At 74.6% G+C, this 22,910-nt stretch carries 19 protein-coding genes; 11 read left to right on the forward strand and 8 right to left on the reverse strand.

All coding sequences use genetic code 11. The features are described from left to right. Positions 1-22 precede the first annotated feature (22 nt). The 4 genes from hutU (at position 23) to HK417_RS02745 (ending at position 5,298) form a co-directional block, all read left to right on the forward strand. Entirely contained in the window at positions 23-1,678 is a 1,656-nt protein-coding gene (gene hutU, locus HK417_RS02730) for a urocanate hydratase (RefSeq protein WP_222263049.1), read from the forward strand. Positions 1,679-1,724: 46 nt separating this feature from the next. Next, positions 1,725-3,050 (forward strand): formimidoylglutamate deiminase, encoded by a 1,326-nt coding sequence (locus HK417_RS02735; protein ID WP_222263051.1) that lies wholly within the window; start codon positions 1,725-1,727, stop codon positions 3,048-3,050. Beyond that, a complete protein-coding gene (gene hutI, locus HK417_RS02740) occupies positions 3,047-4,216 on the forward strand; it encodes an imidazolonepropionase (RefSeq protein ID WP_222263053.1) in 1,170 nt (389 codons plus the stop codon). The genes HK417_RS02735 and hutI overlap by 4 nt, the downstream gene beginning before the upstream one ends. A 95-nt stretch (positions 4,217-4,311) precedes the next feature. Next, a complete protein-coding gene (locus HK417_RS02745) occupies positions 4,312-5,298 on the forward strand; it encodes a rod shape-determining protein (RefSeq protein ID WP_222263055.1) in 987 nt (328 codons plus the stop codon). Positions 5,299-5,356: 58 nt separating this feature from the next. Here the strand turns inward: HK417_RS02745 and HK417_RS02750 are convergent, their stop codons facing one another. Continuing rightward, a complete protein-coding gene (locus HK417_RS02750; RefSeq protein WP_222263056.1) occupies positions 5,357-8,308 on the reverse strand; it encodes an FtsW/RodA/SpoVE family cell cycle protein in 2,952 nt (983 codons plus the stop codon). A gap of 22 nt (positions 8,309-8,330) precedes the next feature. Continuing rightward, the gene (locus HK417_RS02755; protein ID WP_222263059.1) at positions 8,331-9,539 is read right to left on the reverse strand and encodes a hypothetical protein; all 1,209 of its coding nucleotides are present in this window, start codon (positions 9,537-9,539) and stop codon (positions 8,331-8,333) included. Between the two features lie 225 nt (positions 9,540-9,764). Here HK417_RS02755 and HK417_RS02760 point away from each other — a divergent pair, with 225 nt between their 5' ends. Further along, positions 9,765-10,613 (forward strand): tryptophan 2,3-dioxygenase, encoded by an 849-nt coding sequence (locus HK417_RS02760; RefSeq protein WP_222263060.1) that lies wholly within the window; start codon positions 9,765-9,767, stop codon positions 10,611-10,613. Between the two features lie 10 nt (positions 10,614-10,623). Here HK417_RS02760 and HK417_RS02765 read toward each other — a convergent pair whose 3' ends face one another. Genes HK417_RS02765 through HK417_RS02780 form a run of 4 tightly spaced genes read right to left on the reverse strand, consistent with a single transcriptional unit; the run spans position 10,624 to position 15,167 of the window. Further along, positions 10,624-11,820 carry an ROK family transcriptional regulator gene (locus HK417_RS02765; protein WP_222263062.1) on the reverse strand — a complete coding sequence of 399 codons (1,197 nt, stop codon included), beginning with the start codon at positions 11,818-11,820 and terminating at the stop codon, positions 10,624-10,626. A gap of 1 nt (position 11,821) precedes the next feature. Then, positions 11,822-12,766, reverse strand: coding sequence for a carbohydrate ABC transporter permease (locus HK417_RS02770; protein ID WP_222263064.1), 945 nt, complete (start codon positions 12,764-12,766; stop codon positions 11,822-11,824). Further along, positions 12,766-13,761: a carbohydrate ABC transporter permease gene (locus HK417_RS02775; RefSeq protein ID WP_222263066.1), complete on the reverse strand. Its 996-nt coding sequence runs from the start codon at positions 13,759-13,761 to the stop codon at positions 12,766-12,768. The genes HK417_RS02770 and HK417_RS02775 overlap by 1 nt, the downstream gene beginning before the upstream one ends. Further along, entirely contained in the window at positions 13,758-15,167 is a 1,410-nt protein-coding gene (locus HK417_RS02780; RefSeq protein ID WP_222263068.1) for an ABC transporter substrate-binding protein, read from the reverse strand. The genes HK417_RS02775 and HK417_RS02780 overlap by 4 nt, the downstream gene beginning before the upstream one ends. 240 nt (positions 15,168-15,407) lie before the next feature. Here HK417_RS02780 and HK417_RS02785 point away from each other — a divergent pair, with 240 nt between their 5' ends. Next, on the forward strand, positions 15,408-16,214 hold the full coding sequence (locus HK417_RS02785) for a sugar phosphate isomerase/epimerase family protein (RefSeq protein ID WP_222263070.1): 807 nt from the start codon (positions 15,408-15,410) through the stop codon (positions 16,212-16,214). Further along, entirely contained in the window at positions 16,211-17,593 is a 1,383-nt protein-coding gene (gene ggh, locus HK417_RS26310) for a glucosylglycerate hydrolase (protein WP_222263072.1), read from the forward strand. The genes HK417_RS02785 and ggh overlap by 4 nt, the downstream gene beginning before the upstream one ends. On the opposite strand, the gene HK417_RS02795 is transcribed toward ggh, so the two are convergent. Both HK417_RS02795 and HK417_RS02800 read right to left on the reverse strand, forming a co-directional pair. Next, complete coding sequence (locus tag HK417_RS02795) at positions 17,520-18,296, reverse strand: SGNH/GDSL hydrolase family protein (protein WP_222263074.1); 777 nt, start codon at positions 18,294-18,296, stop codon at positions 17,520-17,522. The genes ggh and HK417_RS02795 overlap by 74 nt on opposite strands. 59 nt (positions 18,297-18,355) lie before the next feature. Then, positions 18,356-18,985 carry a CPBP family intramembrane glutamic endopeptidase gene (locus tag HK417_RS02800; RefSeq protein WP_308123333.1) on the reverse strand — a complete coding sequence of 210 codons (630 nt, stop codon included), beginning with the start codon at positions 18,983-18,985 and terminating at the stop codon, positions 18,356-18,358. Positions 18,986-19,071: 86 nt separating this feature from the next. Between HK417_RS02800 and HK417_RS02805 the strand changes: the two genes are divergently transcribed. From HK417_RS02805 to HK417_RS02820, 4 genes are all read left to right on the forward strand, one after another. After that, positions 19,072-19,458, forward strand: coding sequence for a hypothetical protein (locus HK417_RS02805; RefSeq protein WP_222263076.1), 387 nt, complete (start codon positions 19,072-19,074; stop codon positions 19,456-19,458). After that, on the forward strand, positions 19,455-19,652 hold the full coding sequence (locus HK417_RS02810) for a DUF6186 family protein (RefSeq protein ID WP_308123334.1): 198 nt from the start codon (positions 19,455-19,457) through the stop codon (positions 19,650-19,652). Before HK417_RS02805 ends, HK417_RS02810 begins: the two co-directional genes overlap by 4 nt. A 239-nt stretch (positions 19,653-19,891) precedes the next feature. Beyond that, positions 19,892-21,910 carry a BTAD domain-containing putative transcriptional regulator gene (locus HK417_RS02815; protein ID WP_222263078.1) on the forward strand — a complete coding sequence of 673 codons (2,019 nt, stop codon included), beginning with the start codon at positions 19,892-19,894 and terminating at the stop codon, positions 21,908-21,910. Continuing rightward, the gene (locus HK417_RS02820) at positions 21,862-22,854 is read left to right on the forward strand and encodes a hypothetical protein (protein ID WP_222263080.1); all 993 of its coding nucleotides are present in this window, start codon (positions 21,862-21,864) and stop codon (positions 22,852-22,854) included. The genes HK417_RS02815 and HK417_RS02820 overlap by 49 nt, the downstream gene beginning before the upstream one ends. The last annotated feature ends 56 nt before the right edge of the window (positions 22,855-22,910 follow it).

The raw sequence follows: 22,910 nt of genomic DNA on the forward strand, positions 1-22,910 counted from the left end.
CACTCCGCGAGAGGAGCCCCCCATGGACGGAGCACGACCGGTCCGGTCCCCGCGCGGCACGACGCTGACCGCCCGGAGCTGGCAGACCGAGGCGCCGCTGCGCATGCTGCAGAACAACCTCGACCCGGAGGTCGCCGAGCGTCCCGACGACCTGGTCGTCTACGGCGGGACCGGCCGTGCGGCCCGGGACTGGCGCAGCTTCGATGCGATGGTCCGCACGCTGACCACGCTGGCCGACGACGAGACGATGCTCGTGCAGTCCGGCCGGCCGGTCGGCGTGCTGCGCACCCACGAGTGGGCTCCCCGGGTGCTGATCGCCAACTCCAACCTGGTCGGCGACTGGGCCACCTGGCCGGAGTTCCGCCGCCTGGAGCACCTCGGCCTGACGATGTACGGCCAGATGACCGCGGGCTCGTGGATCTACATCGGTACCCAGGGGATCCTGCAGGGCACCTACGAGACCTTCGCCGCGGTGGCGGCGAAGCGGTTCGGCGGGTCGCTGGCCGGCACCCTGACGCTGACCGGCGGCTGCGGCGGCATGGGCGGGGCGCAGCCGCTCGCGGTGACGCTCAACGGCGGCGTCTGCCTCGTGGTCGACGTCGACGAGGCGCGGCTGCGCCGGCGCGTGGAGCACCGGTACCTCGACGAGGTGGCCGCCGACCTCGATGCGGCGGTGGAGCGGTGCACCAGCGCCCGGCGCGACCGCCGGCCGCTGAGCGTCGGGCTGGTCGGCAACGCCGCCACGGTGTTCCCCGAGCTGCTGCGCCGGGGCGTGGAGGTCGACGTCGTCACCGACCAGACCTCGGCGCACGACCCGCTGAGCTACCTGCCCGAGGGCGTGGACGTCGGCGACTGGCACGACTACGCGGCGGCCAAGCCCGAGGAGTTCACCGAGCGGGCCCGTGCCTCGATGGCCCGCCAGGTCGAGGCGATGGTCGGCTTCCTCGACGCCGGCGCCGAGGTCTTCGACTACGGCAACTCCATCCGCGACGAGGCGCGCCAGGGCGGCTTCGACCGGGCCTTCGCGTTCCCCGGCTTCGTGCCCGCCTACATCCGCCCGCTGTTCTGCGCGGGCAAGGGCCCGTTCCGCTGGGTCGCGCTCTCCGGTGACCCCGCCGACATCGCCGCCACCGACCGTGCCGTCCTGGACCTGTTCCCGGACGACCACCTGCAGCGGTGGATCCGGGCGGCGCAGGAGAAGGTCGCGTTCCAGGGGCTGCCGGCCCGGATCTGCTGGCTGGGCCACGGCGAGCGCGACGTGGCGGGCCTCCGCTTCAACGAGATGGTCGCCGCCGGGGAGCTCAGCGGGCCGGTGGTCATCGGCCGCGACCATCTCGACGCCGGCTCGGTCGCCTCGCCGTACCGGGAGACCGAGGCGATGGCCGACGGCTCCGACGCGATCGCGGACTGGCCGCTGCTCAACGCGCTGGTCAGCACCGCCTCCGGGGCCAGCTGGGTATCGATCCACCACGGCGGCGGCGTGGGCATCGGCCGCTCGCTGCACGCGGGCCAGGTGTGCGTCGCCGACGGCACGCCGCTGGCCGCGCAGAAGCTCGAGCGGGTGCTGCGCAACGACCCCGCGACCGGCGTGATCCGCCACGTGGACGCCGGCTACGACCTCGCCGCGCAGGTCGCCGAGGAGCACGGCCTGCGGATCCCGATGCAGGAGCTCCCGTGAGGGCAGAAGTGGCCACTTCTGCCCCCTGCCTGGTCCGGGAGCCGGCGTGACCGTGTACTGGTGCGAACGTGCGGACCTCGGGGCCGGACCGGTGACCGGCGTCCGGATCGCGGTGGACGGCGGGCGCATCGCCGCGGTGGCCCGCGCCCCCTCCCCCACCGCCGGCGACCACCGGCTGGACGGCGTCGTGCTCCCGGGTTTCGCGAACGCCCACTCGCACGCCTTCCACCGGGCCCTGCGGGGCCGCACCTCCGACGGCCGAGGCACCTTCTGGACTTGGCGTCAGCACATGTACCGGCTGGCCGACCGCCTCGATCCGGACACCCTCTTCGCCCTGGCCCGCGCGGTCTACGCCGAGATGGCGCTTTCGGGCACCACCTGCGTCGGCGAGTTCCACTACCTCCACCACCCGCCCGGCGGCGGACGGTACGCCGATCCCAACGCCATGGGGACGGCGCTCGCCGCCGCGGCGGCCGACGCCGGCGTACGGCTCACCCTGCTCGACGCCTGCTACCTGGCCGGGGGCCTGCAGGACGACGGGCACCTCCCGCTCGACCCGGTCCAGGTCCGCTTCTCCGACGGCGACGCCGACGCGTGGGCCGCCCGGGTCGCCGCGGTCCCCGAGCGGGCCGGGCTGCGGGTCGGCGGCGCGGTGCACTCGGTGCGGGCCGTGCCCGCCGACCAGCTGCCCGTGGTGGTGGCGGCGACCGCCGGCCGGCCGCTGCACGTGCACCTGTCCGAGCAGCCGGCCGAGAACGCGGCGTGCCGAGCCCACCACGGCGTCACCCCGGCCCGCCTGCTGCAGGACCACGGTGTCCTCGGGCCCGCCACCACCGCCGTCCACGCCACGCACCTCACCGACGCCGACGTCACCGCCCTCGGCGCGACGGGCACCACCGTCTGCGCGTGCCCGGGCACCGAGGCGGACCTGGGGGACGGGATCGGCCCCTTCCGCCGGCTGCGCGACGCCGGCTCGCCGCTGTGCCTGGGCACCGACCAGCACGCCACCACCGACCTGCTCGGCGAGGCGCGGCTGCTCGAGGCGCACGAGCGGCTGGCCAGCGGCGAGCGGGGCCGGTTCCGGCCGGCGGAGCTGCTCGACGCCCTCACCGTCGGCGGGCACCGGTCGCTGGGCTGGTCCGATGCCGGCCGGCTCGCGCCCGGGATGCGCGCCGACCTGGTCGCTGTCCGGCTGGACACCCCGGCCACCGCGGGCGTGGCGCCGGACCAGCTGGTGACGGCCGCGGGCCCGGCGGACGTGCACACCGTGGTGGTCGACGGCCGGGTGGTCGTCGACGGCGGGCGGCACGCGCTCGGCGACGTGGGCCGGCTGCTCACCGCGGCCATCGAGCCCCTCCGGGCCGGGGCATGAGCACCCTGGTCACCGGCATCGCCGAGCTGGTCACCAACGACCCCGACCGCGGCCCGGGGCCGCTGGGCGCGATCGCCGACGCCGCCCTGGTCGTGGACGGCGGCGTGGTCGCCTGGACCGGGGCGCGCACCGCGGCCCCGGACGCCGACGCCCGGATCGACGTGGGCGGCCGCGCCGTCGTCCCCGGCTTCGTGGACAGCCACGCCCACCTGGTGTTCGCCGGTGACCGGGCGGCCGAGTTCGAGGCGCGCATGTCCGGCTCGGCCTACGACGGCGGGGGCATCGCCGCGACCGTCCGGGCCACCCGGGCCGCGCCGGACGCCGCCCTCCGGGACCGGCTCGCCGCCCTGGTGGCCGAGATGCGGCGGCAGGGCACCACCACGGTGGAGGTGAAGACCGGCTACGGGCTCACCGTCGCCGACGAGGAGCGCTGCGCACGGCTCGCCGGCGAGGTCACCCCGGAGATCACCTTCCTGGGCGCGCACGTGGTGCCGGCCGAGTACGCCGGGCGCCGGGACGACTACCTCGCCCTGGTGACCGGGCCGATGCTGGCGGCCTGCGCGCCGCACGCCCGGTGGATCGACGTGTTCTGCGAGCCGGCGTCACCGCACGCCTTCGACCGGGACGAGGCTCGGGCCGTGCTGGAGGCCGGGCGTGCCGAGGGGCTGGGCATGCGCGTGCACGCCAACCAGCTCTCGGCCGGGCCGGGCGTGCGGCTGGCGGTGGAGCTGGGGGCGGCCAGCGCCGACCACTGCACCCTCCTGACCGGGGCCGACGTCGACGCGCTGGCCGGCGGCACGACGGTGGCGACCCTGCTGCCCGGGGTGGAGTTCTCCACCCGGTCCCCGTACCCCGACGCCCGCCGGTTGCTGGCGGCCGGGGTGACCGTCGCGCTGGCCACCGACTGCAACCCGGGCAGCTGCTTCACCTCGTCGATGGCGTTCTGCGTGGCCCTCGCCGTCCGCGAGATGCACATGACCCCGGCCGAGGCGTTGTGGGCCGCGACCGCCGGCGGTGCCGCGGCACTGCGGCGCACCGACGTCGGCCACCTGGGGCCGGGGGCGCGGGCGGACCTCGCCGTCCTGGACGCGCCGTCGTACCGGCACCTCGCCTACCGCCCAGGAGTGCCGCTCGCCCGCGCCCTGGAGGTGACGGCGAGCGGATGACACGCACTTTCCCGCCGGGCGGCGGCGACGGACCTGGACCGGGCACCGGCGCAGCCCCAGACTGGTCCGGCCCCCGCCGATCAGGAGGCCCACGGGTGGAACTCGGCATCGATCTGGGCACCGCGAACACCGTTCTCAGCGACGTCCGCCGCGGCATCGTCTTCGACGAACCGACCGTCATGCTGCTGCGCCGCGGAGGCGCCCGCCGGGAACGGGTCCTCGCCGTCGGGCAGGAGGCGGCCGACCTCCTCGGTCGCACCCCGTCCAGGTTCGTCGCGGTCCGGCCGCTGGAGGACGGCGTGGTCACCGATCTGGAGACGGCCCGGGTGTACCTGCGCTCGGTCCTGCAGAAGGCCGGACGCCGGGTGTGGGTCCCCGTCCGCGCCGTGATCGGCGTCCCGGTCGGCTCCACCGCGCTGGAGCACCGCGCGCTCCTCGAGGCCGCCGACGAGGCGGGTCTCCGCCCGGTGACGGCGCTGGACGAGGCGGTCGCGGGCGCGGTCGGCTGTGGCATCGACCCGCTCGAGCGGCGCGTGCACATGGTCGTCGACGTCGGGGGTGGCACGGCCGAGGCGGTGGCGTTCTGCTACGGCGGGGTCCTCGCCCACCGGACCAGCAAGCTGGGCGGTGAGGAGATGACCGTGGCCGTCGCCCGGTACCTCCGCGAGCAGCACCAGTTGTTCGTCGGCGAGCACGAGGCGGAGAGCCTCAAGATCCGCTCCGGGTCGGACGGCAACGTCCCGCTCGTCCTGCAGGGCCGCGACGCCGCCACCGGCCGGCCGCGGCTGGCGACGGTCCAGGCCGCCGAGGTGGCCGACGCCGTGCGGCCGATCGTCGAGGAGATCGTCCGGACGCTCTCCGCGTGCCTGGACGACCTCCCGCCGCAGGCCATCGCCGACGTCATGGCGGAGGGCGTGCTGGTGTTCGGCGGGGCCTCGCTGGTCAGCGGCTTCCCGCAGACGCTGGAACGGGTCCTCGGCCTGCCGGTCAAGCTCGCCGAGCAGCCCCTGACGTGCGTCGCCGAGGGCGCGGCCCGGGCGCTGCGCAACCGCCCGCTGCTCGCCGCCTACGGCCGCGGCTGAGGAGCCGACAGGGAGCGAGCGAGGAGCGGAACGACCGCGGAGGCGACCCGTGGGACCGTCAGGGCGCCTGCAGCGGGCCGGTGCCGACGACGTCCGGCTGGTGCTCGAGGTAGTGGCGCAGGCCGTCGGCCACCACGTTCCGCGCGCTGTTCCCGCCGGTACCCGGCCCCTGCACCATCGCGGTCATCACGATCTCCGGGGCGTCCATCGGGGCCACGGCCGACATCCAGTTGTCGTACTCCCCCTCGGGGAGGCCGCCGTCCTGCGCCGTGCCGGTCTTGCCGCCGACCGGCACGGGCAGGTCGGCGAACCGGACCGCCGTGCCTGCCGTCACGGCCGCGCGCATCCCCTCGCGGACCGGCCCCAGCTCGGCGGCGAACGGCAGCGGCGTCGCGGCAGGCGCGGGGAGCGCGGTGAACGCGTCCGGTCCCGTCCCGACCGCCAGGCCCAGCCGTGGGGTGACCAGGCTTCCGGTGGCGACGCCGGCCGTCCACCGGGCGTTCTGCAGCGGGGTGACCTGCAGGTCGCCCTGGCCGATGCCGAGGATGACGGTGGACCCGCCGTACCAGGCACCACCCTCCGCCCGGGCGGAGTCCGGTGTGCCGAGGTGGCCGGCGGACTCGGCGGGCAGGTCGATGCCGGTGGGCTGCCCGACCCCGAGCGTCCGGGCGGTGTCGATGATCGCGTCGGCCCCGAGCGCGACGGCGAGCTTGTAGAAGTAGACGTCGTTGGAGATGGCGATCGACTCGACCATGTCCATCGGCCCCATCGGCTTCCAGTTGCCGAACGTGTGCCCGCCGTAGGTGAAGTCCGCCCCGGTGGGGATCGCCCGGTGCGGCGCGAAGACCTGATGAGCCTGGTTGGCCGCCGCCACGACGAGCTTGAAGGTCGACCCGGGTGGCGCGACCGCCTGGGTGACGTGCTCGAGCATCGGCGAGCCCGGCGCCTCGGACCCGGCCTGCAGCGCGCCGACGTCGATCGGCGGTCCGTAGACGTTGTGGTCGAAGGACGGGGTGCTCGCGATGGCGAGGACCTGCCCCGATCTCGGGTCCATGGCGACGGCGGCGCCGATCCGGCCGGCCGGATGGGGCTGCGCGCGCACGGCCACGGCGAGGCTGGCGTCCAGCCGCTGCTGCAGCCCCAGGTCGATCGAGAGCCGCAGGTCGGCGCCGCGCACAGGGTCCACCCGCTCGCCGAGCGCGACAGGCACGCCGCGCGGGTCGACGTACAGGCACTGCCGCCCGTTGACCCCCCGCAGCGTCGCGTCGTACTGCCGTTCGAGACCGGCGCGGCCGACGACCTCGCCCGACGGCAGGCCGGGCCAGCGTTCCTCGTCCTCGGGCGTGGCCACGCCCACGAAGCCGAGCACCGGGCCGAGCAGCGCCCCGTGGGGATGGGAACGCCGCGGCTCCGGCACGACGAACACCCCGGCGATCCCGGCGGCGGTGACCGCGTCGCTGATGCTGCGGGGCACCTCGGCCACCGGCAGCGACAGCACCGGGCCCTCCGCCGCACCGATCTGGGCGTGCAGCTCCTCCCGCGGCCGACCGGTCAGCTCGGCGAGACGGTCGACGTCGGCGGGCCGGGCGCGCAGCAGGGAGGGCACCACGAGCACCCGGTCCACGCCGGTGCCGACGTCCGCGGCGTTCGCGGCGAGGGGCACGTCGTGCCGGTCGGTGATCGTGCCGCGGGGCGCGGGCAGCCGGAAACAGCGGGTCATCTGCTCCTGCCCCACCACCTGCAGCGCCTCGCCCTGGGTGCTCTGCAGCCGCCATCCGTACACCCCGAAGGAGACGAGCAGCACCGAGATCCCGAGCGCGGCCAACCGGACGAGCCGGGGCCGCGGGTTGCGCTGGCCCGGCAACGCCCACAACCGCCGCTTGGCGCCGTCCCGGCGGACGGCCAGCACGACCCCGATCGCGGCCAGGTGCACGACCAGCGCGGTGCCGCCGTAGCTGAGCAGGGGGAACGGGACCCCGGCCAGCGGAAGCAGCCCGAGGTTGGCCCCCACCGACACCACGGTCTCGGTCCCCAGGAGGATCGCCAGTCCCCCGCCGACGAGTGCGCCGTGCGGCGTGCGCGGTGCCCGGCTGGCGAGCGCGAGCCGCCACACGAGGACGATCGCGGCCAGCACCACCCCGGCGCCGGCGGCCAGGCCCCACTGCCCGACCAGGCTGGCCAGTGCCAGGTCCGTCTCCCGCTCGGGCAGGTACTGCGCGCGCAGGACCCGGAGCGGGTCGTCGGAACGCCCGAACAGCCCACCGGAGCCCACCGCGATGTGCGCCTGCCGCACGGCCCAGCCCGAGCCGGTCGGGGACTCGTGGGCACCCACCAGGAAGCTGCCCAGGCGGGTGAGCTGGTAGGGGCGCAGCAGGCCGATCAGCAGTGGCGCGATCACCGCCGCGGCGGCGGCCAGGGGCAGCAGGAACCGCGCGGGCACCCGTCCGATGACCAGCATGGTCCCGGCCAGGACGACCAGCAGCATGGCGGTGCTGAGGTCGGGCTGGAGCAGGGTGAGGCCGATGGGCACGGCCGCGAGCAGCACGGCGGTCGTGAAGCGCTGCCACGCCGGCCGGCCGGAGCCGAGGACGGCGGCGAGGGCCAGCAGCAGCCCCAGCTTGGCGAGCTCGGAGGGCTGGAAGGTGAGGGAGCCGATCGCGATCCACCGGGTGGCGCCGTTCGCGGACAGGCCGACGGTGAGGACGCCGACGAGCAGCAGGACGGCGGCTCCGTAGGCAGCCCAGCCGAGGACGCCGAGGTACCGGACCCGGACCCGCCAGAAGACCGCGAGGGCCAGCAGTCCGCCGGCGGCGATCGCGCCCTGCCGGGTGGCCAGCTCGACCTCGCCGACCAGGTACAGGTTGACCAGTCCGAGCCCGACCAGGGCCAGCGCGGCGACGACGGCGAGCAGGTCGAACGCGGCGCTGCGCCGGTCCCGGCGCTCCTGCCGGGTCCGGCGGTGCGTCCTGCGCGCATCCGTCGGCGACCCGGCCGGTCCTGCGATGGGCATGTCCACCTCGCCTCGGGTCGGTTCACCCCGCCTGTCGGTCGGACAGGCACGAGCCGATCAGCACCGGGGCGGAGGCCGCGGCCGCGGGCAGGTCGGTGACGGCGAGCACCGCCACGCCGGCCAGGGCCGGGAGCGGCACGGTGCCGACGGCCACGGCCCGCTCGCCCTGCGGTGGCACGGTGACCGTGCCACCCGGCACGGTCTCCGTAACGCCCGTGCAGCGGTCCACGATCCGGTAGGACCAGGTCACCACCTGCGGATCTGCTCCCGGCACGAGCCGCACCAGGAGGCGCACGGTGCACGGCGCGCCGGGCGCGCACGCCGCCAGCGGACGCAGGTCGACCGCGGCCACGCTCCCGGCCGCCGCGGGGGCGGGGGCAGGGACGGGCAGGCCGTCGGGCTCGGGCGCCGCGGACGGCGTCGTCCCCCCGCGCCCGGCGTCCAGGAGCAGGTCGATGTCGGTGGTGATGTCGTCCCGCAGCAGGGCCACCTCCAGCACGACGACCGTGGCGAGGACCAGCACCGACAGCAGCCAGGCGCCGGCACGCCGGCCCGCGCTCCTGGCCGCCCCGCCGCCGCGGGGCCCCGCCGGGGCGGCGCGGACCACGGGGCGCGGGCTCCCGGCCGGCCCGCTGCCGCTCGCCCGGGCCGCGACCGTGTCGACCGCTCTCACCAGGGCGGCGAGCTCGGCGCGGACGGCCTCGCGGTCGATCCCGGCGGCGGCGTCGCGCAGCATCCGCGCGGCCACGGGAACGCCGGCGACCGGCAGCGCCGTCCGGGCCCGGTCCAGCTCGTCGAGCAACCGGTCGGCGGCCGGATCCGGGCGGCGACCGCGGAGCCGGGCGGCACCTGCGACGTCGGCGAGGAGCGGTGCCAGCGCCAGTCGTGTGCCGCCGTGCCCGCCTCCCGCCGCAGGAACGAGCCCCACCTGCCCGTCGGCGCCGACGACGACCCGGTCGATCGTGACCGGATCGCTGCCGGGGGCACCGGTGTCCGGCTCTGCTCGGTCCGCCACGTCCGCCAGCAGGCTCGCGGCGATCTCCAGGGCCTGCTGCGGGGTGAGCCGGGCCAGGCCGATCAGCCGGGTCAGCTCCACGCCGGCCGCGGCGACCGACGGCGGACCGGCAGGCGGCCACTCGGCTCGGCCGGTCGGTTCGAGGAGGACGGGGAGATCGGGGCCGGGGCCGGGCTCGTCGCGGCCGGTCGCCCGTTCGGTCGTCAGGTCCGTCACCGGCCGCCACCCCCGCCCAACCGCCTCTGACTGGGCCGTGCCCTGCACGAAGCTGAGGCCGATGCTGGACCGAGCCGATCCGGATGTCACCAGGTTCGCGCACGGCTCGCAGGGACGACGGCGAGTCCACCGGCCAGGCGCCGTCCCGGGGGCCGTCGGGCGTGCTGCCCGCGGTACGGGGACCGGGTGGGGATAGCGTGCCGGAGAAACGGGAGGAGCCGCGTCATGGAGATCGAGGACGGCGTCCGTCCCCTCGAAGAGGGGGTGACCACCGACTTCAGCGCGCGGATGGACTACGCGGGCTACCTCGAGCTCGACACGCTGCTGTCGGCGCAGCGGCCGATCAGCGACCACCACGACGAGCCGCTGTTCATCATCCAGCACCAGACCACCGAGCTCTGGCTGAAGCTCGCACTGCACGAGCTGGTCGCCGTCCGGGCCTGCCTCGACGCCGACGACGTCGCCCGGGCGCGCAAGGGACTGGCCCGGGTCAAGCACGTGTTCCGCACGATCACCGACCAGTGGTCGGTCCTGGCCACCCTGACGCCGAGCGAGTACGCCGAGTTCCGCGGCGTCCTCGGCACCTCGTCGGGGTTCCAGTCCTACCAGTACCGGGCCGTCGAGTTCATCCTCGGCAACAAGGACGAGCGCATGCTCGAGGTGTTCGACTCCCGGCCCGAGGCGCACGACGTGCTGGCCGGGATGCTCGACTCACCGACGGTCTACGACGCGTTCCTGCACTTCCTCGCCCGCCGGGGGCACCCGGTCCCGCGGCACGTCCTGGACCGCGACGTGCGGAGGGCCTGGACGGAGGACGAGTCGCTGCTCCCCGTGTACAAGGCGATCTACGAGGACACCGCGGGCCACTGGGCGGAGTACGCCACCTGCGAGGACCTCGTCGACCTGGAGGACGCCGTCCAGCTCTGGCGGTTCCGGCACCTGCGCACTGTGCAGCGGACCATCGGCTTCAAGACCGGCACCGGCGGCAGCTCGGGGGTGGACTTCCTCAAGCGGGCGCTCGACCTGACCTTCTTCCCGGAGCTCTACTCCGTGCGGACGCTGGTCGGAACCTGACCCGGCCGGGTCAGCAGACCGGTCGGCCGACCGGCTGCTGACGTCCGGCGAGGGCCCGGTCCACGGCCTCGGCGGAGAGCACCTCCTCGAGGGCGAGCCGCGCCGCGCCCACCACCCCGGCCCGGTCACCGAGCCGGCTGGCCTCCACCCGCAGCCCACGCGCGGCCTGCGGCTGGGTCCGCTGGTACAGCCGCTCGCGGACGGCGCCGACGAACAGGTCCTGGACGAGCACCAGGTCGCCGCCCAACACCAGCATGCGCGGGTTGAGCAGGCTCACCGCGGTCGCCAGGACGTCCCCGATCATCAGCCCCGCCTCGCGCACCAGCCGGGTCGCCCCGGCGTGGCCGGTCAGCGCCAGCTCCACGACCGACCGGCTGTCCGGGACGTCCTCGCCCTGCTCGCGGAGCACCCGGGCCAGCGCCCGCCCGCTCGCCGACGCGGCCAGGCAGCCGCGCGCGCCGCAGACGCAGAGGGGGCCGTCGTCGGCGCTGCTGATCCGGACGTGCCCGATGTCCCCCTCGCCGCTGTCCGCACCCCGCAGCAGGCGGCCGTCGACCACCATGCCGGCGCCGATGCCGGTCGCGACCTTGACGAACAGCATCGGCGAGGAGGCCGGCCACTCGGTGTGGTACTCGCCGAAGGCCATCGCGTTGGCGTCGTTGTCGACCACGCACGCGACCCCGAACTGCCGCTCCAGGTGGTCCCGGAACGGGCAGTCCTGCCAGCCCGGCATCACCGGGGTGTGCTGCACGATCCGTCCGGTGGCCACGTCCACCGGTCCGGGCACGCACACCCCGAGACCGAGCACGTGGCCCGACGTCACGCCGGCCGCGCCGAGCATCTCCCGCCAGCGCTCCTCCACCCACCGGAGGACCGGCTGCGGGCCGTCGGCGAGCCGCAGCTCGTGGACCGCCTCCGCCAGCGGGCGCCCGAGCAGGTCGCACACCGCGATCTTCGCGTGCGCGGCGCCCAGGTCGGCCGCCAGCACGACCCCGCCCGAGCCGTCGACGCTGAGCACGTTCGACGGGCGGCCGCGGGCCGACGCCTCGCGCCCCGACTCGCAGAGGTACCCGGCGGCGACCAGGAGGTCGACGCGGGCCGCGACGGTCGAACGCGAGAGCCCGGTGAGCTCGATCAGGTCCCCGCGCGTGCGGGCCCGGCCCCGGCGGATGAGGTCGAGCAGTTGCCCGGCGCGCTCGCCCAGCACCTCACCCCTTCTCCGCTCCGGCGGTCAGGCCACCGGTGAGCAGTCGTTCGCTGGCGAAGAACAGTACGACGATCGGCAGGGTCAGGATGACCGATCCGGCCATCAACACGGTCGTCGGGATCTCGATGCTGCCGGCGAGCTGGGACAGGCCCAGCGAGACCGTCCAGCGAGGCCGGTTCTCCACCAGGAACAGCAGCGCGAACAGGAACTCGTTCCAGGCGATCATGAGGACGAACAGGCCGTTGGCCAGGATCGCCGGCATCGCCAGCGGCAGCGTGATCCGGCGCATGACCGTGAAGCGGTTCGCGCCGTCGACGGCGGCGGCCTCCTCGATGCTGGCCGGCACCGTCTGGAAGTAGTTGCGCAGCATGTAGATGGAGACGGCGACCGTCTGGGACACGTAGACCAGCAGCAGGGCGCCCAGCGAGCCGCGCAGCCCGATGCGGGTGAAGAACACGAACAGCGGCACGGCCAGCAGGATGCTCGGGAACAGGTAGACGGACAGGAACAGCACGCTGACCTTGCGCCGCCCCGGGAACTCCAGCCGGGCGACGGCGTACGCGCCCGGGATCGCGAAGGCCAGCGTGAGCGCGACCGTGCCGAGCGCGATCAGGCCGCTGTTGGCCATGAACCGCAGGAAGCCCTGACCGCCGGAGTCGGTGGAGGCGAGCACGTTGCGGTACGTGCTGGTCGTGAACTCGGCGACCACCGGCCAGAGCCGGCCCGGGTCCTGCACCAGCGAGCTGAGGTCGCGCAGGGACAGCAGGACCATGTAGTAGAACGGGAAGAGGGTGAAGAGCACCAGGCCGGCGATCACGACCCACCGCAGGACGCCGAGCACCCGGACCTCGACGGTGGTGCGCGACCAGCGCCGCTCCCCTCGCGCCCCGCGGGCCGGCGGGGGCGCGGCGGAGGAGTCGGTCGGCAGCGTCGCCACGCCGGCCATCAGGCCACCTCGTCCTTCGCCGCGAACCGGTAGTACACCGACACCAGGACCAGCAGCACCGAGGCCAGCACCAGGGCCTGCGCCGACGCCGCGCCGATGTCACCGCGGCTGACCAGGAAGTCGAACACCCGCACGCTGATCACCTCGGTGCCCGCCCCGCCGCCGGTGAGCAGGTAGATGTCGTCGAAGTTGTTGAACGTCCAGATGAAGCGCAGCAGCGCCAGCACCGCGATCGTCGGCATCAGCTGGGGCAGCGTGATGTGCCGGAACACCTGCGTGGGCGTCGCGCCGTCCACCCGGGCGGCCTCGTCCAGCGTGGCCGGCACCGCCTCCAGGCGCGCCGTGAGGAAGAGGAAGGCGAACGGGAACGACCGCCACATCTCGAAGACGATCACGGTGAGCAGCGCGGTGGGGACCGGCACGGTCAGCCCGAACAGCGACACCTCGGTGGTGCGCTGGGACAGGAAGGCGATCGGCTCTTCCCAGCCGAGCAGGCCGGTGCCCACCTCGTTGACGATGCCGAACTGCGGGTTGAGCATGACACCCCACACGAAGGTGGCCGCCACGACCGGTGCCACGTACGGGAGCAGCAGGGTCGCCCGGACGAACGTGCGGCCGCGGAAGCGGCGGCGCAGCGCGAGGGCCGCGACCAGCCCGAGGCCGATGGACGACGCCGTCCCCAGGACGGAGTAGATCAGCGTGGTGACCAGGGAGTCCCAGAAGCCGGGGGACGTGAAGACCTGCGTGAAGTTCTCGACCGTGTAGTCGCCGAGCAGCCCTGCGGTGCGCAGCCGGATGAGCCGGATGTCCTGGAACGCAAGCGCGACCGTCCAGACGATCGGCAGCACCACCAGGATCAGCACGATGACCAGGGTCGGGGAGATCAGCGCGAGGCCCGCGCGCGCCTCCCGCCACCGCAGCGTCCCGCGACCGCGGGGTCCCGGCCGGCGGCCGCCGTCCCGGCGGGGGGTGGGCAGTACCGGGGCTGCGGTCATTCCAGTGACTGGGCGATCTCCCGGAGCGCGTCGCCGGCCTGCTGCGCCGCCTCCGCCGGCTCGAGCTCACCCCCCGTCATCGCCGCGATCGCCTGCGGCACCGGGAGCTCCCCCAGCGAGGCGCCGACCAGGGCGCCCTGCCCCTGCGGGATGCCCCACGGGGAGATGGTGTCCGGGGCGCTGCGCAGGGTGTCGAGGACGTCGGTCGGATAGAAGTCGGCCAGCGGCGCCTTGGTGTCCACGCCCGCCGGGAGGGTGGACCAGGCGTCGATGAACCGCGTCGGCTCCTCCGCGGTGCCCTGCCGGGTCGGCACCTTCCCCTCGGGCGAGAAGCCGATCCACTCCTCGTACCCGTCCTCCATCATGTAGGTGACGAACTGGGTGGCGGCGTCGGTCTGCGCCTCGGCGGTCACGGCCCAGGAGACGACCTCGCCGAACTGCGCCCCCTCGTCACCGTCCGGCCCCGCGATCGCCGTCACCACGCCGCTGTTCCTGGCCAGGTACGCCGGGTCCTCCCCGCACTCCGGGCAGGTCGGCAGGGCGTCGGCCCGCAGGCCGGCCATCTCGTCCAGGATGAACGAGGACCACACGACCATGGCCGCCTGGCCCGCGAAGTAGGCGGCTCGCGTGGTGTCGACGTCCTGGGCACCGGACGTCGACCAGCCGGTGATCAGCTCGTTGTAGAACTCGAACGCGGCGACGCACTGGTCGCTGTCGAGGGTGATCTCTCCCCCGTCGTCCACCATCTCGCAGCCGTTGCCCAGCGCCAGGTGCTCGAAGGTCTGCTGCGTGAACGCGTCGTTGGGCACGGTGGCGCCGACGAAGCCCGCGACCTCGGGGCTGTCCAGGGCCTGCGCCGCCGCGAGGATGGCGTCGTAGGTCTCCGGCGCGGCCAGGCCCGCCGCGTCGAAGAGGTCCGTGCGGTACACGAGGAGCTGCGCCCACCCGTCGCTCGGGACGGCCAGTTGCGTGTCGCCGTCGCGGGTCAGCTCCAGCGCCTGCTGGGAGAACGTGTCGGCGCCCAGCTCCTCCACCACGGCTCCCGCCACCTCGGTGTCGACGAGCTCGTTGGCGGCCAGCGCCTGCACGCCGGCCAGCGACAGCGCGCCGACGACGTCGGGCAGCTCCCCCGCCGCGGCGGACGAGGTGAGCAGCTGGTTGAACTGGTCCTCGTCGATGGCGACGAGCTCGACCTCGATCCCGCTGGCCTCGGTGAACGCGGCCGCGATCTCCTCCTGGGCCGACACGCGGTCGGGCAGGTTCTCCAGGGTCCACACGACCAGCGGGCCGCCCGCCTCGCCACCGCCGTCCCCGCCACCGGACTCGTCCGAGCCGCAGGCGGCGACCAGGACCGCCACCACGCCCGTGGCCACCACTGCACGGGCTCGTCGCCTGTTGGCGCGCATCGACGTCTCCTCCGGGTCACCACCGATCGCCGGACGGTAGCCGCTCGGAGTGTGACGTGGGTCACTTGTCTTTATGTAGAATCTGGCTGCAGTAAAACCCGGTTCGTACGCATAAAGAGTGCACGGGGGAACGCCGATGACCTCCCTGGAGCAGCGGCTCGTGCGGCCGGTGGAGTCGTGCCGGACCCCCGTCCACGCGCCGTCCGGTACGCCATGGGACGACGGGCCGGGAGCCCGGTGATGAGACTCGCCGTCCAGGAGCACCTGCTCCCTGGGGACACGATGCAGGCCAAGTGGGAGACGGCGCTGGCCTGGGGTTTCGACGCCATCGAGCTGCGCGGCGGCGGCGGTCACGCGCTGCGCCGACGGCTGCCGGAGCTGCGGAGCGCGCGGCGTGACGGCGTCGAGATGCCGACGGTCTGCGTGGACATGGACCACTTCATCGGCGACTTCGACGCCGCCCGCCGGGCCGACGCGCTGGCCAACATGGCCAGCCAGCTGGCCGTCATCGGCGAGCTGGGTGGGGTGGGCGCGATGACCCCGGCGGCCTGGGGTCTGTTCTCCCGGCGGCTGCCCCCGTTCGCCCCGCCGCGCTCGGCCGAGGGCGACCGGGCGGTGCTGCTCGACGCCCTGGGACGGCTCGGTGAGATCGCACGCCGGGAGGGCGTCCTCCTCCTGCTGGAGCCGCTGAACCGCTACGAGGACCACATGGTCAACACCCTGGCGCAGGCCACCGAGCTGACGACCGCGACCGGCCTGGACAGCGTGCGGGTGGTGGCGGACACGTACCACATGAACATCGAGGAGGCGGACCCGCTGGCGGCGCTGCGCGACAACGCCGTCCGCCTCGCCCACGTGCAGCTCTCCGACAGCAACCGCCTCGAACCGGGCGCCGGCCACCTGGACTGGGGTGCTCTGCTGAGCTGCCTGGAGGCGATCGGTTACGACGGCCACCTCGCGTTCGAGTGCCGGCTGTCGGGTCCTGCCGCCCGGGTGCTGCCCCGTGCCGCGGCGATGCTGCGGTCCTCGCTGCGGGTCGCCGCGTGAGCGCCGCCAGCGACCTCCGTACCGGCCGGGCGACGGCGACAGCCTGGGCGGACGGCGTCCACGGCGCGGAGCTGGCCGCCCGCGCCGCCGACGCGCTGCGGGCGAACCGGGTCGGGTCGATGACCCGCGCGGCGCCCGACCTCTACCCCCACCAGTGGAGCTGGGACGCGGGGTTCGTCTCGGTCGGCATCGCCCACCTGGATCCCCGCCGCGCCTGCGCGGAGCTCGACCACCTGTTCAGCGGGCAGTGGCGCACGGGCATGCTGCCGCACATCGTCTTCGACCCCCACGAGCACAGCTACTTCCCCGGACCGGACCGGTGGGCATGCCGGGCGGTCACCGACGACGCACCCGCCGCCCCCCGCACCAGCGGGATCTGCCAGCCGCCCGTGCACGCGCTGGCGGTCGAGCGGATCGTCGCCCTCGCCGACTGCGCCGGACCTGCGACGTCCTCGGCCGTGCGGGCCTGGCTGCCGAGCGCCTACCGACGGCTGCTGGCCTGGCACCGGTACCTCACGCGCGAGCGCGATCCCCGGGGCACCGGCCTGATCACCGTCTACCACAGCTGGGAAGGCGGGATGGACAACTCCCCGCGCTGGGACGGGCCCTACTCCCGGGTCGCGGTCGCCCTCGACCTGCCCCCGTACCGGCGCCGGGACACCCGGCTGGTCACCGACCCCGGCCAGCGCCCGACCCGGCTGGAGTACGACCGGTACCTGACCGGGCTGGACCAGCTCCGGCGTGCCGGGTACGACGACGCCCGGCTCCGCACGACGGCCGGCTACCGCACCACCGACGTCCTGTTCTCGGCCGTGTTCGCGGCGGCCAGTGGGGCGCTGGCCCGGATCGCCCGCGACCTGGGCGCCGGCGAGGTCGCCGAGCTCGAGGAGCACGCCGCGCGGTTTCGCGCCGGCGTGGCGGCCAGCGTCGACGCCGGGCTCGGACTCGCCGTGGACACCGACCTGCGGACGTCCGCGCCGCTCCCCGCGCAGACGGTGGCCGGTTTCGCGCCGCTGCTCTGTGGCGGCCTGGACCCGGCGGCGGAGGAGGCGATGGTGGACCTGTTCCGATCCGAGCGCTGGACCGGGCATCCCGGGCTGCGCCACGCCGTCCTGCCCACCACCAGCCCCACGTCCCCCGACTTCCGTCCGCGGTCCTACTGGCGTGGCCCCAGCTGGCCGGTGGTCAACTGGCTCTTCGTCTGGTTGCTGGAGCAGCGCGGCCGCGCGGAGGTGGTCGAGCCGTTGCGCCGGGCGTCGCTGGACCAACTGGCCGAGGGCTCGCTCGCGGAGTACTACGAGCCGTTCACCGGGGAGCCGCTGGGGAGTGCACGGCAGTCGTGGACGGCGGCGGCGGCGCTGGACCTGCTGCCGGGCTGACCGCCGGGTCGACGGGTCGGACCGCCGCCCAGAACGCCTCCCGCACGCCGCCGGCTCCCCACGCGTTCGGCTCGATCAAGTTGCAGAACCACAGGTCCCGCTCGGCCGGACGAGCCTCGCGCCGGCCCGGGTCCCCGGCGAGGAGCCCGTGACCGTGGAAGTGCCGGGCGATCTCGGCTACGCCCGCGCCGTGGCCGAGAGCGACCTCCCGGAGCCGGTCGTTGAGTTCGCCGAGCACCGCGACGGCGTCCGGCCACGCGGGCAGCCCCAGCCGGACGGCGTCGCCGGTGCCGTCGCTCGGGTCGTAGACGGTGCCGACGACGACCCGGCCGAAGGGGGCGAGGTGGCCGGCGATCTCGGTCAGCGCCCGCGCCAGGCCGGCCGCGACCCGGTCGATCACCGTCCGCGCGGCCGCCGTGTCCCCGTACGCGCCCAGCAGGTCGTTGCCGCCGATGGTCACGGTGACGAGGGTGGGACGTACCCGGAGGGCCGCGAGCCGGGGCAGTTGGCCGTCCACGAGTGTGCGGGTGGTCGCGCCGTCGGTGGCCAGCAACGAGAACGTCACGTCCGTGAGGGCGGTGCGCAGGTCCCGGCCACGCCACTCCGGGAAGTCGTCGTCGCGGTTGGCCACGAGCAGGCTCGCCCCGCCCCGGCCCGGGCCGCCGGCGTAGTCGTCGATGGAGATCGAGTCGCCGAGCGCCACGTAGTGGACCGGGGGGCAGCCATCCGACCATCGTCCGCTCTGCGCCGTCGGTCGGCCCCTCAGCGCAGGGTGTGGGCGACCGCGGCGGCTCCGGTGCCCAGGGTGTTCGCGGCCAGGTGGAGCAGGGCGGGGGCCAGGAGGCTCCCGCTGCGCGCGCGGAGCCGGCCGAACAGCACGCCGGCGGCACCGGTGAACAGGCAGCCCAGCAGCACCCCGAGGGTCCGCCGGACCGGCCCGTCGGCGAGGTCGTTGGCCGCGAGCGCGTCCCAGGTCGGCCGGACGTGCCAGATCCCGAAGACGACGGCGGAGGTCGCCGTCGCCGCGCGCACCGAGCCGACCCGGGCGAGCGCGGCCGGCAGCACGCCGCGGAACGCGACCTCCTCCCACAGCACCGTGCCGAGCGGGATGCGGACGAGCACCTGGTGGGCGATCTCGCGCCCACCCAGGCCGGCGACCCGGGCGTCGGCGAGCAGCGGGCGGAGCCCGGGGACGGCGAGGGCGACCGCGTAGCCGCCGGCGACCATCCCGGCCCAGGCCCCGCCGCACCGGAGCCCGGCGGGCAGCCGGTCCCGGGACAGGCCCAGGTCCTCCCAGGACAGCCCGCTCGACCGCGCCGCCGCCAGGAGCACGGCTGTCGCCGTCCCGTTCACGGCGACGTAGCACCCGGGCCGGGGCAGGCGCGGGACCACGACGTTGTTCCAAGCGCACAGGACCGGGACGAGCGGAGCCGCGAGGGCCAGCGCCCTCCGCCTGCCGGGTGGGCGAGCATGCACGCGTGGGATCTGCCCGCTGCACCGGTCGGCTCACCGGCCTCGCCGTGGCCGTTCCCTGCGTCGCCGCCGTCGTCTGGTCGGGCGAGCTGTCCCTGGGCGCGCTGCTGGCCGTCGGTGGCAGCGGCGTGCTGGTGGCGGCCGTGGGCCTGATCGGCCACGCCGGCGAGGCCGCGCCGCCGGTCGGCCGCCGAGGACTGCCCTGGCTGGCCTGGCTGGCCGCCGTCGTGGCCTGGGAGGTCGTCAGCCTGGTCGACGACGACCTGCCGACCCTGAGCGACCTCGCCGACCCGATGCTGGCGCACCCCGCCGCGCGGGGAGCGGCCACCGTGGGCTGGCTGCTGGCCGGCTGCTGGCTGGTCGCCCGGCCCGGCCGTCCGGAGCGGTCGTGAGCGGCAGCGTGGTGGGCGTCGTCGGGCTGCTGGTGCTGCTTGCCGGTGCGGCGGCCCTCGAGGTGGCCGCGCGCCGGAGCGAGGACCGGGCGACCGCCGCGCAGGCACTCGGCGCGGCCATGCGCACCGCCCCGGGGCGGGTGCTGGTGCTGGCGGCCTGGATCTGGCTCGGCGTGCACTTCCTGGCCCGCTGACGGCTGCATGATCGGACCCGTCGATGGGGCACTCACGTCGCTCGGAGTCGGCTGCGCAGGTTTCTCGTCGAATGGCAACGGCGCTAGCCTGGAGGTCCTCGCCCCTCGACCACGAGGACCTCGACCTCGAAGGTCTTCCAGGCGCTAGCAGGCGTCGGACCTCGCTCCACCGTCGAGGCAGATCGCCCATGGACGCGACAGACGACAGGATGCCCACCCGCAGCACCGACCCCGAGCCGATGTTCCGCGTGCTCGGACCGGTCCGTGTCGTAGACAGCTCCGGCCTCCAGCTGCCACTGGGTGCCCCGCGCCAGCGAACGCTCCTCACTGCCCTGCTGATCCACCCGGGTGTCGCGGTGTCGGTCAACCAACTGACGGAGCTCGTCTGGGACGGCTCTCCCCCACCGACGGCTACGACGATGGTGCACGGCGCAGTTGCCGGACTCCGGAAAGTACTGGAGTGCGCACATGGCGGCGACGCCCCGCGCGTGCTCGTCACCCGTGACGGCGGCTACGCGCTGGACGTCCTCCCAGAACACGTCGACGTCAGTGAGTTCGAGCAACTCCTGGCACAGGGTCGCCGTCTTCTCGACGCTGCTCCTGACCGGGCGTCGCAGCTGTTCGCTGAGGCACTCGCCCTGTGGCGCGGACCGGCCCTGGCCGGCATCGAACAGGCCTTCGCCCGCGATGCCGCCAGCCGGTGGGAGGAGCTCCGCCTGGAGTGCCAGGAGTTGCGGATCGAGGCGGAGATGGCCCTCGGACACCACGCCGACGTGGTGGCCGAGTTGGAGGAACTGGTGGCCCGCCATCCCTTCCGGGAGCAATCGTGTGCGCGCCTCATCGTCGCTCTCTACCGCTGCGGCCGGCAGTCCGATGCGCTCCGGGCATCGAGGACGTTGCGTCGAACGCTGGCAACCGAGCTCGGCGTCGAGCCCGGGCCGGAGGTGCAGCGGTTGGAGTCGATGGTCCTGCGCCACAGTGAGGCGCTGGCGCGTCCGCCGAGACCTTCCCGCCGATGTTCCCTGCCCGCTTCCTTCAGCACGTTCGTCGGTCGGGTGAGCGAACGCGCGGACATCGCTGCACTTCTGGAGACGCACCGGTTGGTCACCCTCATGGGTCCGGGCGGCTCGTGCAAGACACGACTCGCCGTGGAGGTCGCCAGGCAGCTGGCCGACCAGGGCACGGCCGAGGCGTGCTTCGTGGACCTCGCCCCGCTGACGACGCCGGAATTGGTGGGTGAGGCAGTGGCGGTTGCCCTGGACGTCCGCGCCGCCCCGGGACGGGGACTCGCCCAGACGCTCGCCACCGCGCTCTCCGGACGCCATGTGACCATCGTGCTCGACAACTGCGAGCACCTCGTGGACGAATGCGCGTTGCTCGTCGAGGGTCTGCTGGCCGCCACTCCCGACGTTCGCGTACTGGCCACCACCCGTGAGGCGCTGCACGTCCCGGGTGAACAGGTCTACGTCCTGCAACCGCTGTCCACGGCCATCGCGACCGACAGCTGGGAGGACATCGCAGCATGTGAGGCCGTGCGCCTGTTCGCACAACGGGCGTCGTCCGCACGGCCGGGCTGGGCCGTGACGCCGACCAACGCCCACCTCGTGCTAAGAGTCTGCCGGCGGCTCGACGGACTGCCCCTCGCCCTGGAGCTCGCCGCAGCCCGCGCCACGGCGTTGCCGCTGCGCGACCTCGCCGAGCGGCTCGATGACCGCTTTCGGCTCCTCGACCCCGGCGGCGGCTCGAGGATTGGCCGACACCACAGCCTGGCGGCCACCATGGCCTGGAGCCACGACCTGCTCGCTCCCCGGGAACGAACGCTCTTCGCGCGGATCGCAGTGTTCCCGGCGGGCTTCGGCCTGGCCGCAGCGGAGGAGGTGGTCAGCGGAGCCGGTCTCGTCGACCGCGACGTCGGGTTGTTGCTCGCCCGGCTGGTGTCGTGCAGCACCGTGCAGGTGGAGGACGGCGTCGATGGAGAGCCGCGGTACCGCCTGCTCGAGACCACGCGACAGTACGGCCGGGCACGCCTTGACCGGCCGGAGCTCGCCCGGCTGAGGGATCGTCATGCTCACCACTACCTCCATGTGGCGCGGAACGCCGAGCCTCACCTGCTCCGCGCGGGTTCCGCACCGTGGCTCGAGCGTCTACTCGCTGAGGAGGACACCTCCGGGCTGCTCTGCAGTGGTCCTTCGGGCCGGATGGCGATCCAGTGCTGGGAGCACGACTCGTCGGGTACCTGTGGCATCCGTGGGACCTGAGCGGCGCGCGTGGGGAGGGCCTGCACTGGGTGCACGCGGGCCTCGCCGTCACAGGGCCCGACCTGCCGACGGAACGCCTACGTCTCCTCTCCGCGGGCGCGTTGTTCCACCTGGGACGCGCAGAGTTCGCAGCAGCCGCGGAGCTGACCCATGAGCAGTTGTCGCTGGCCCGTGCCGTCGGCGCGCGGGAATGGGAGGGCGACGCGTTGGCGAGTGACGCGACGATGGCCTGGGCCGGTGGCCAGTTCGACCGGGCCCAGCAGCTGTACGAGGACGCGGTGGCAGCCTCACTCGACGGCGGCGACATCTGGCGCGCCGCGCTGGAGGAAGCACAACTCGCCCGGCTGCACCGCGACCGGGGTGAGCCGGACGCCGCCAGGACCATGGCATCCCGGGCACGCGACCACGCCGGGGCCTCGGGCGAAGAAGTGGCGTGCGGGCTCGCGCTGGACGTCCTCGCGTCCGTGGAGCAACGCTGGGGTGACCCGTCGACGGCACGCCGGCTCGTCGACCAGGCCCTTACGCACTTCCGGCACGTGTGCTACCTCGAGGGTGAGGCCTCGGCAACGTGTGTGGCCGGCCGGATTGCGCTCTCGTCACACGATGTGAGGCGCGCCGGCGAGGCCTTCGAGCTGTCCCTCCGGCTGTGCCGCCGGATCGGGCACCGCAGTGGGAGCGCGACCGCCCTGGAGGGCCTCGCGGGTGTGGCAGAAGCCGCCGCCGATGCGGAGTGGGCCCTGCTCCTGCTCGGTGCCGCAGCGTCTCTGCGGGCGGACATCGGCTCTCCCCTGACCGGTGCGACGCTCTCCGAGCACCTGTACCTGCGACGACGGCTGGTCGGCCGGCTGGGCGCCGACGTGGCCGACCGGATCCTGCGGCGCGGCGCCGCCCTGCCCCTCGATGCCGTGCTCGGCGGAGCCCAAGACCCGTTTCTCGGCACTTAGCCGACCGTTAGGCAGGCCGCCGAGACTCGGTCCGACCAGATCGAGTCGCCGAGAGA

The organism is Modestobacter marinus, assembly GCF_019799945.1.
Taxonomy (GTDB): Bacteria; Actinomycetota; Actinomycetes; order Mycobacteriales; family Geodermatophilaceae; genus Modestobacter; species Modestobacter marinus_B.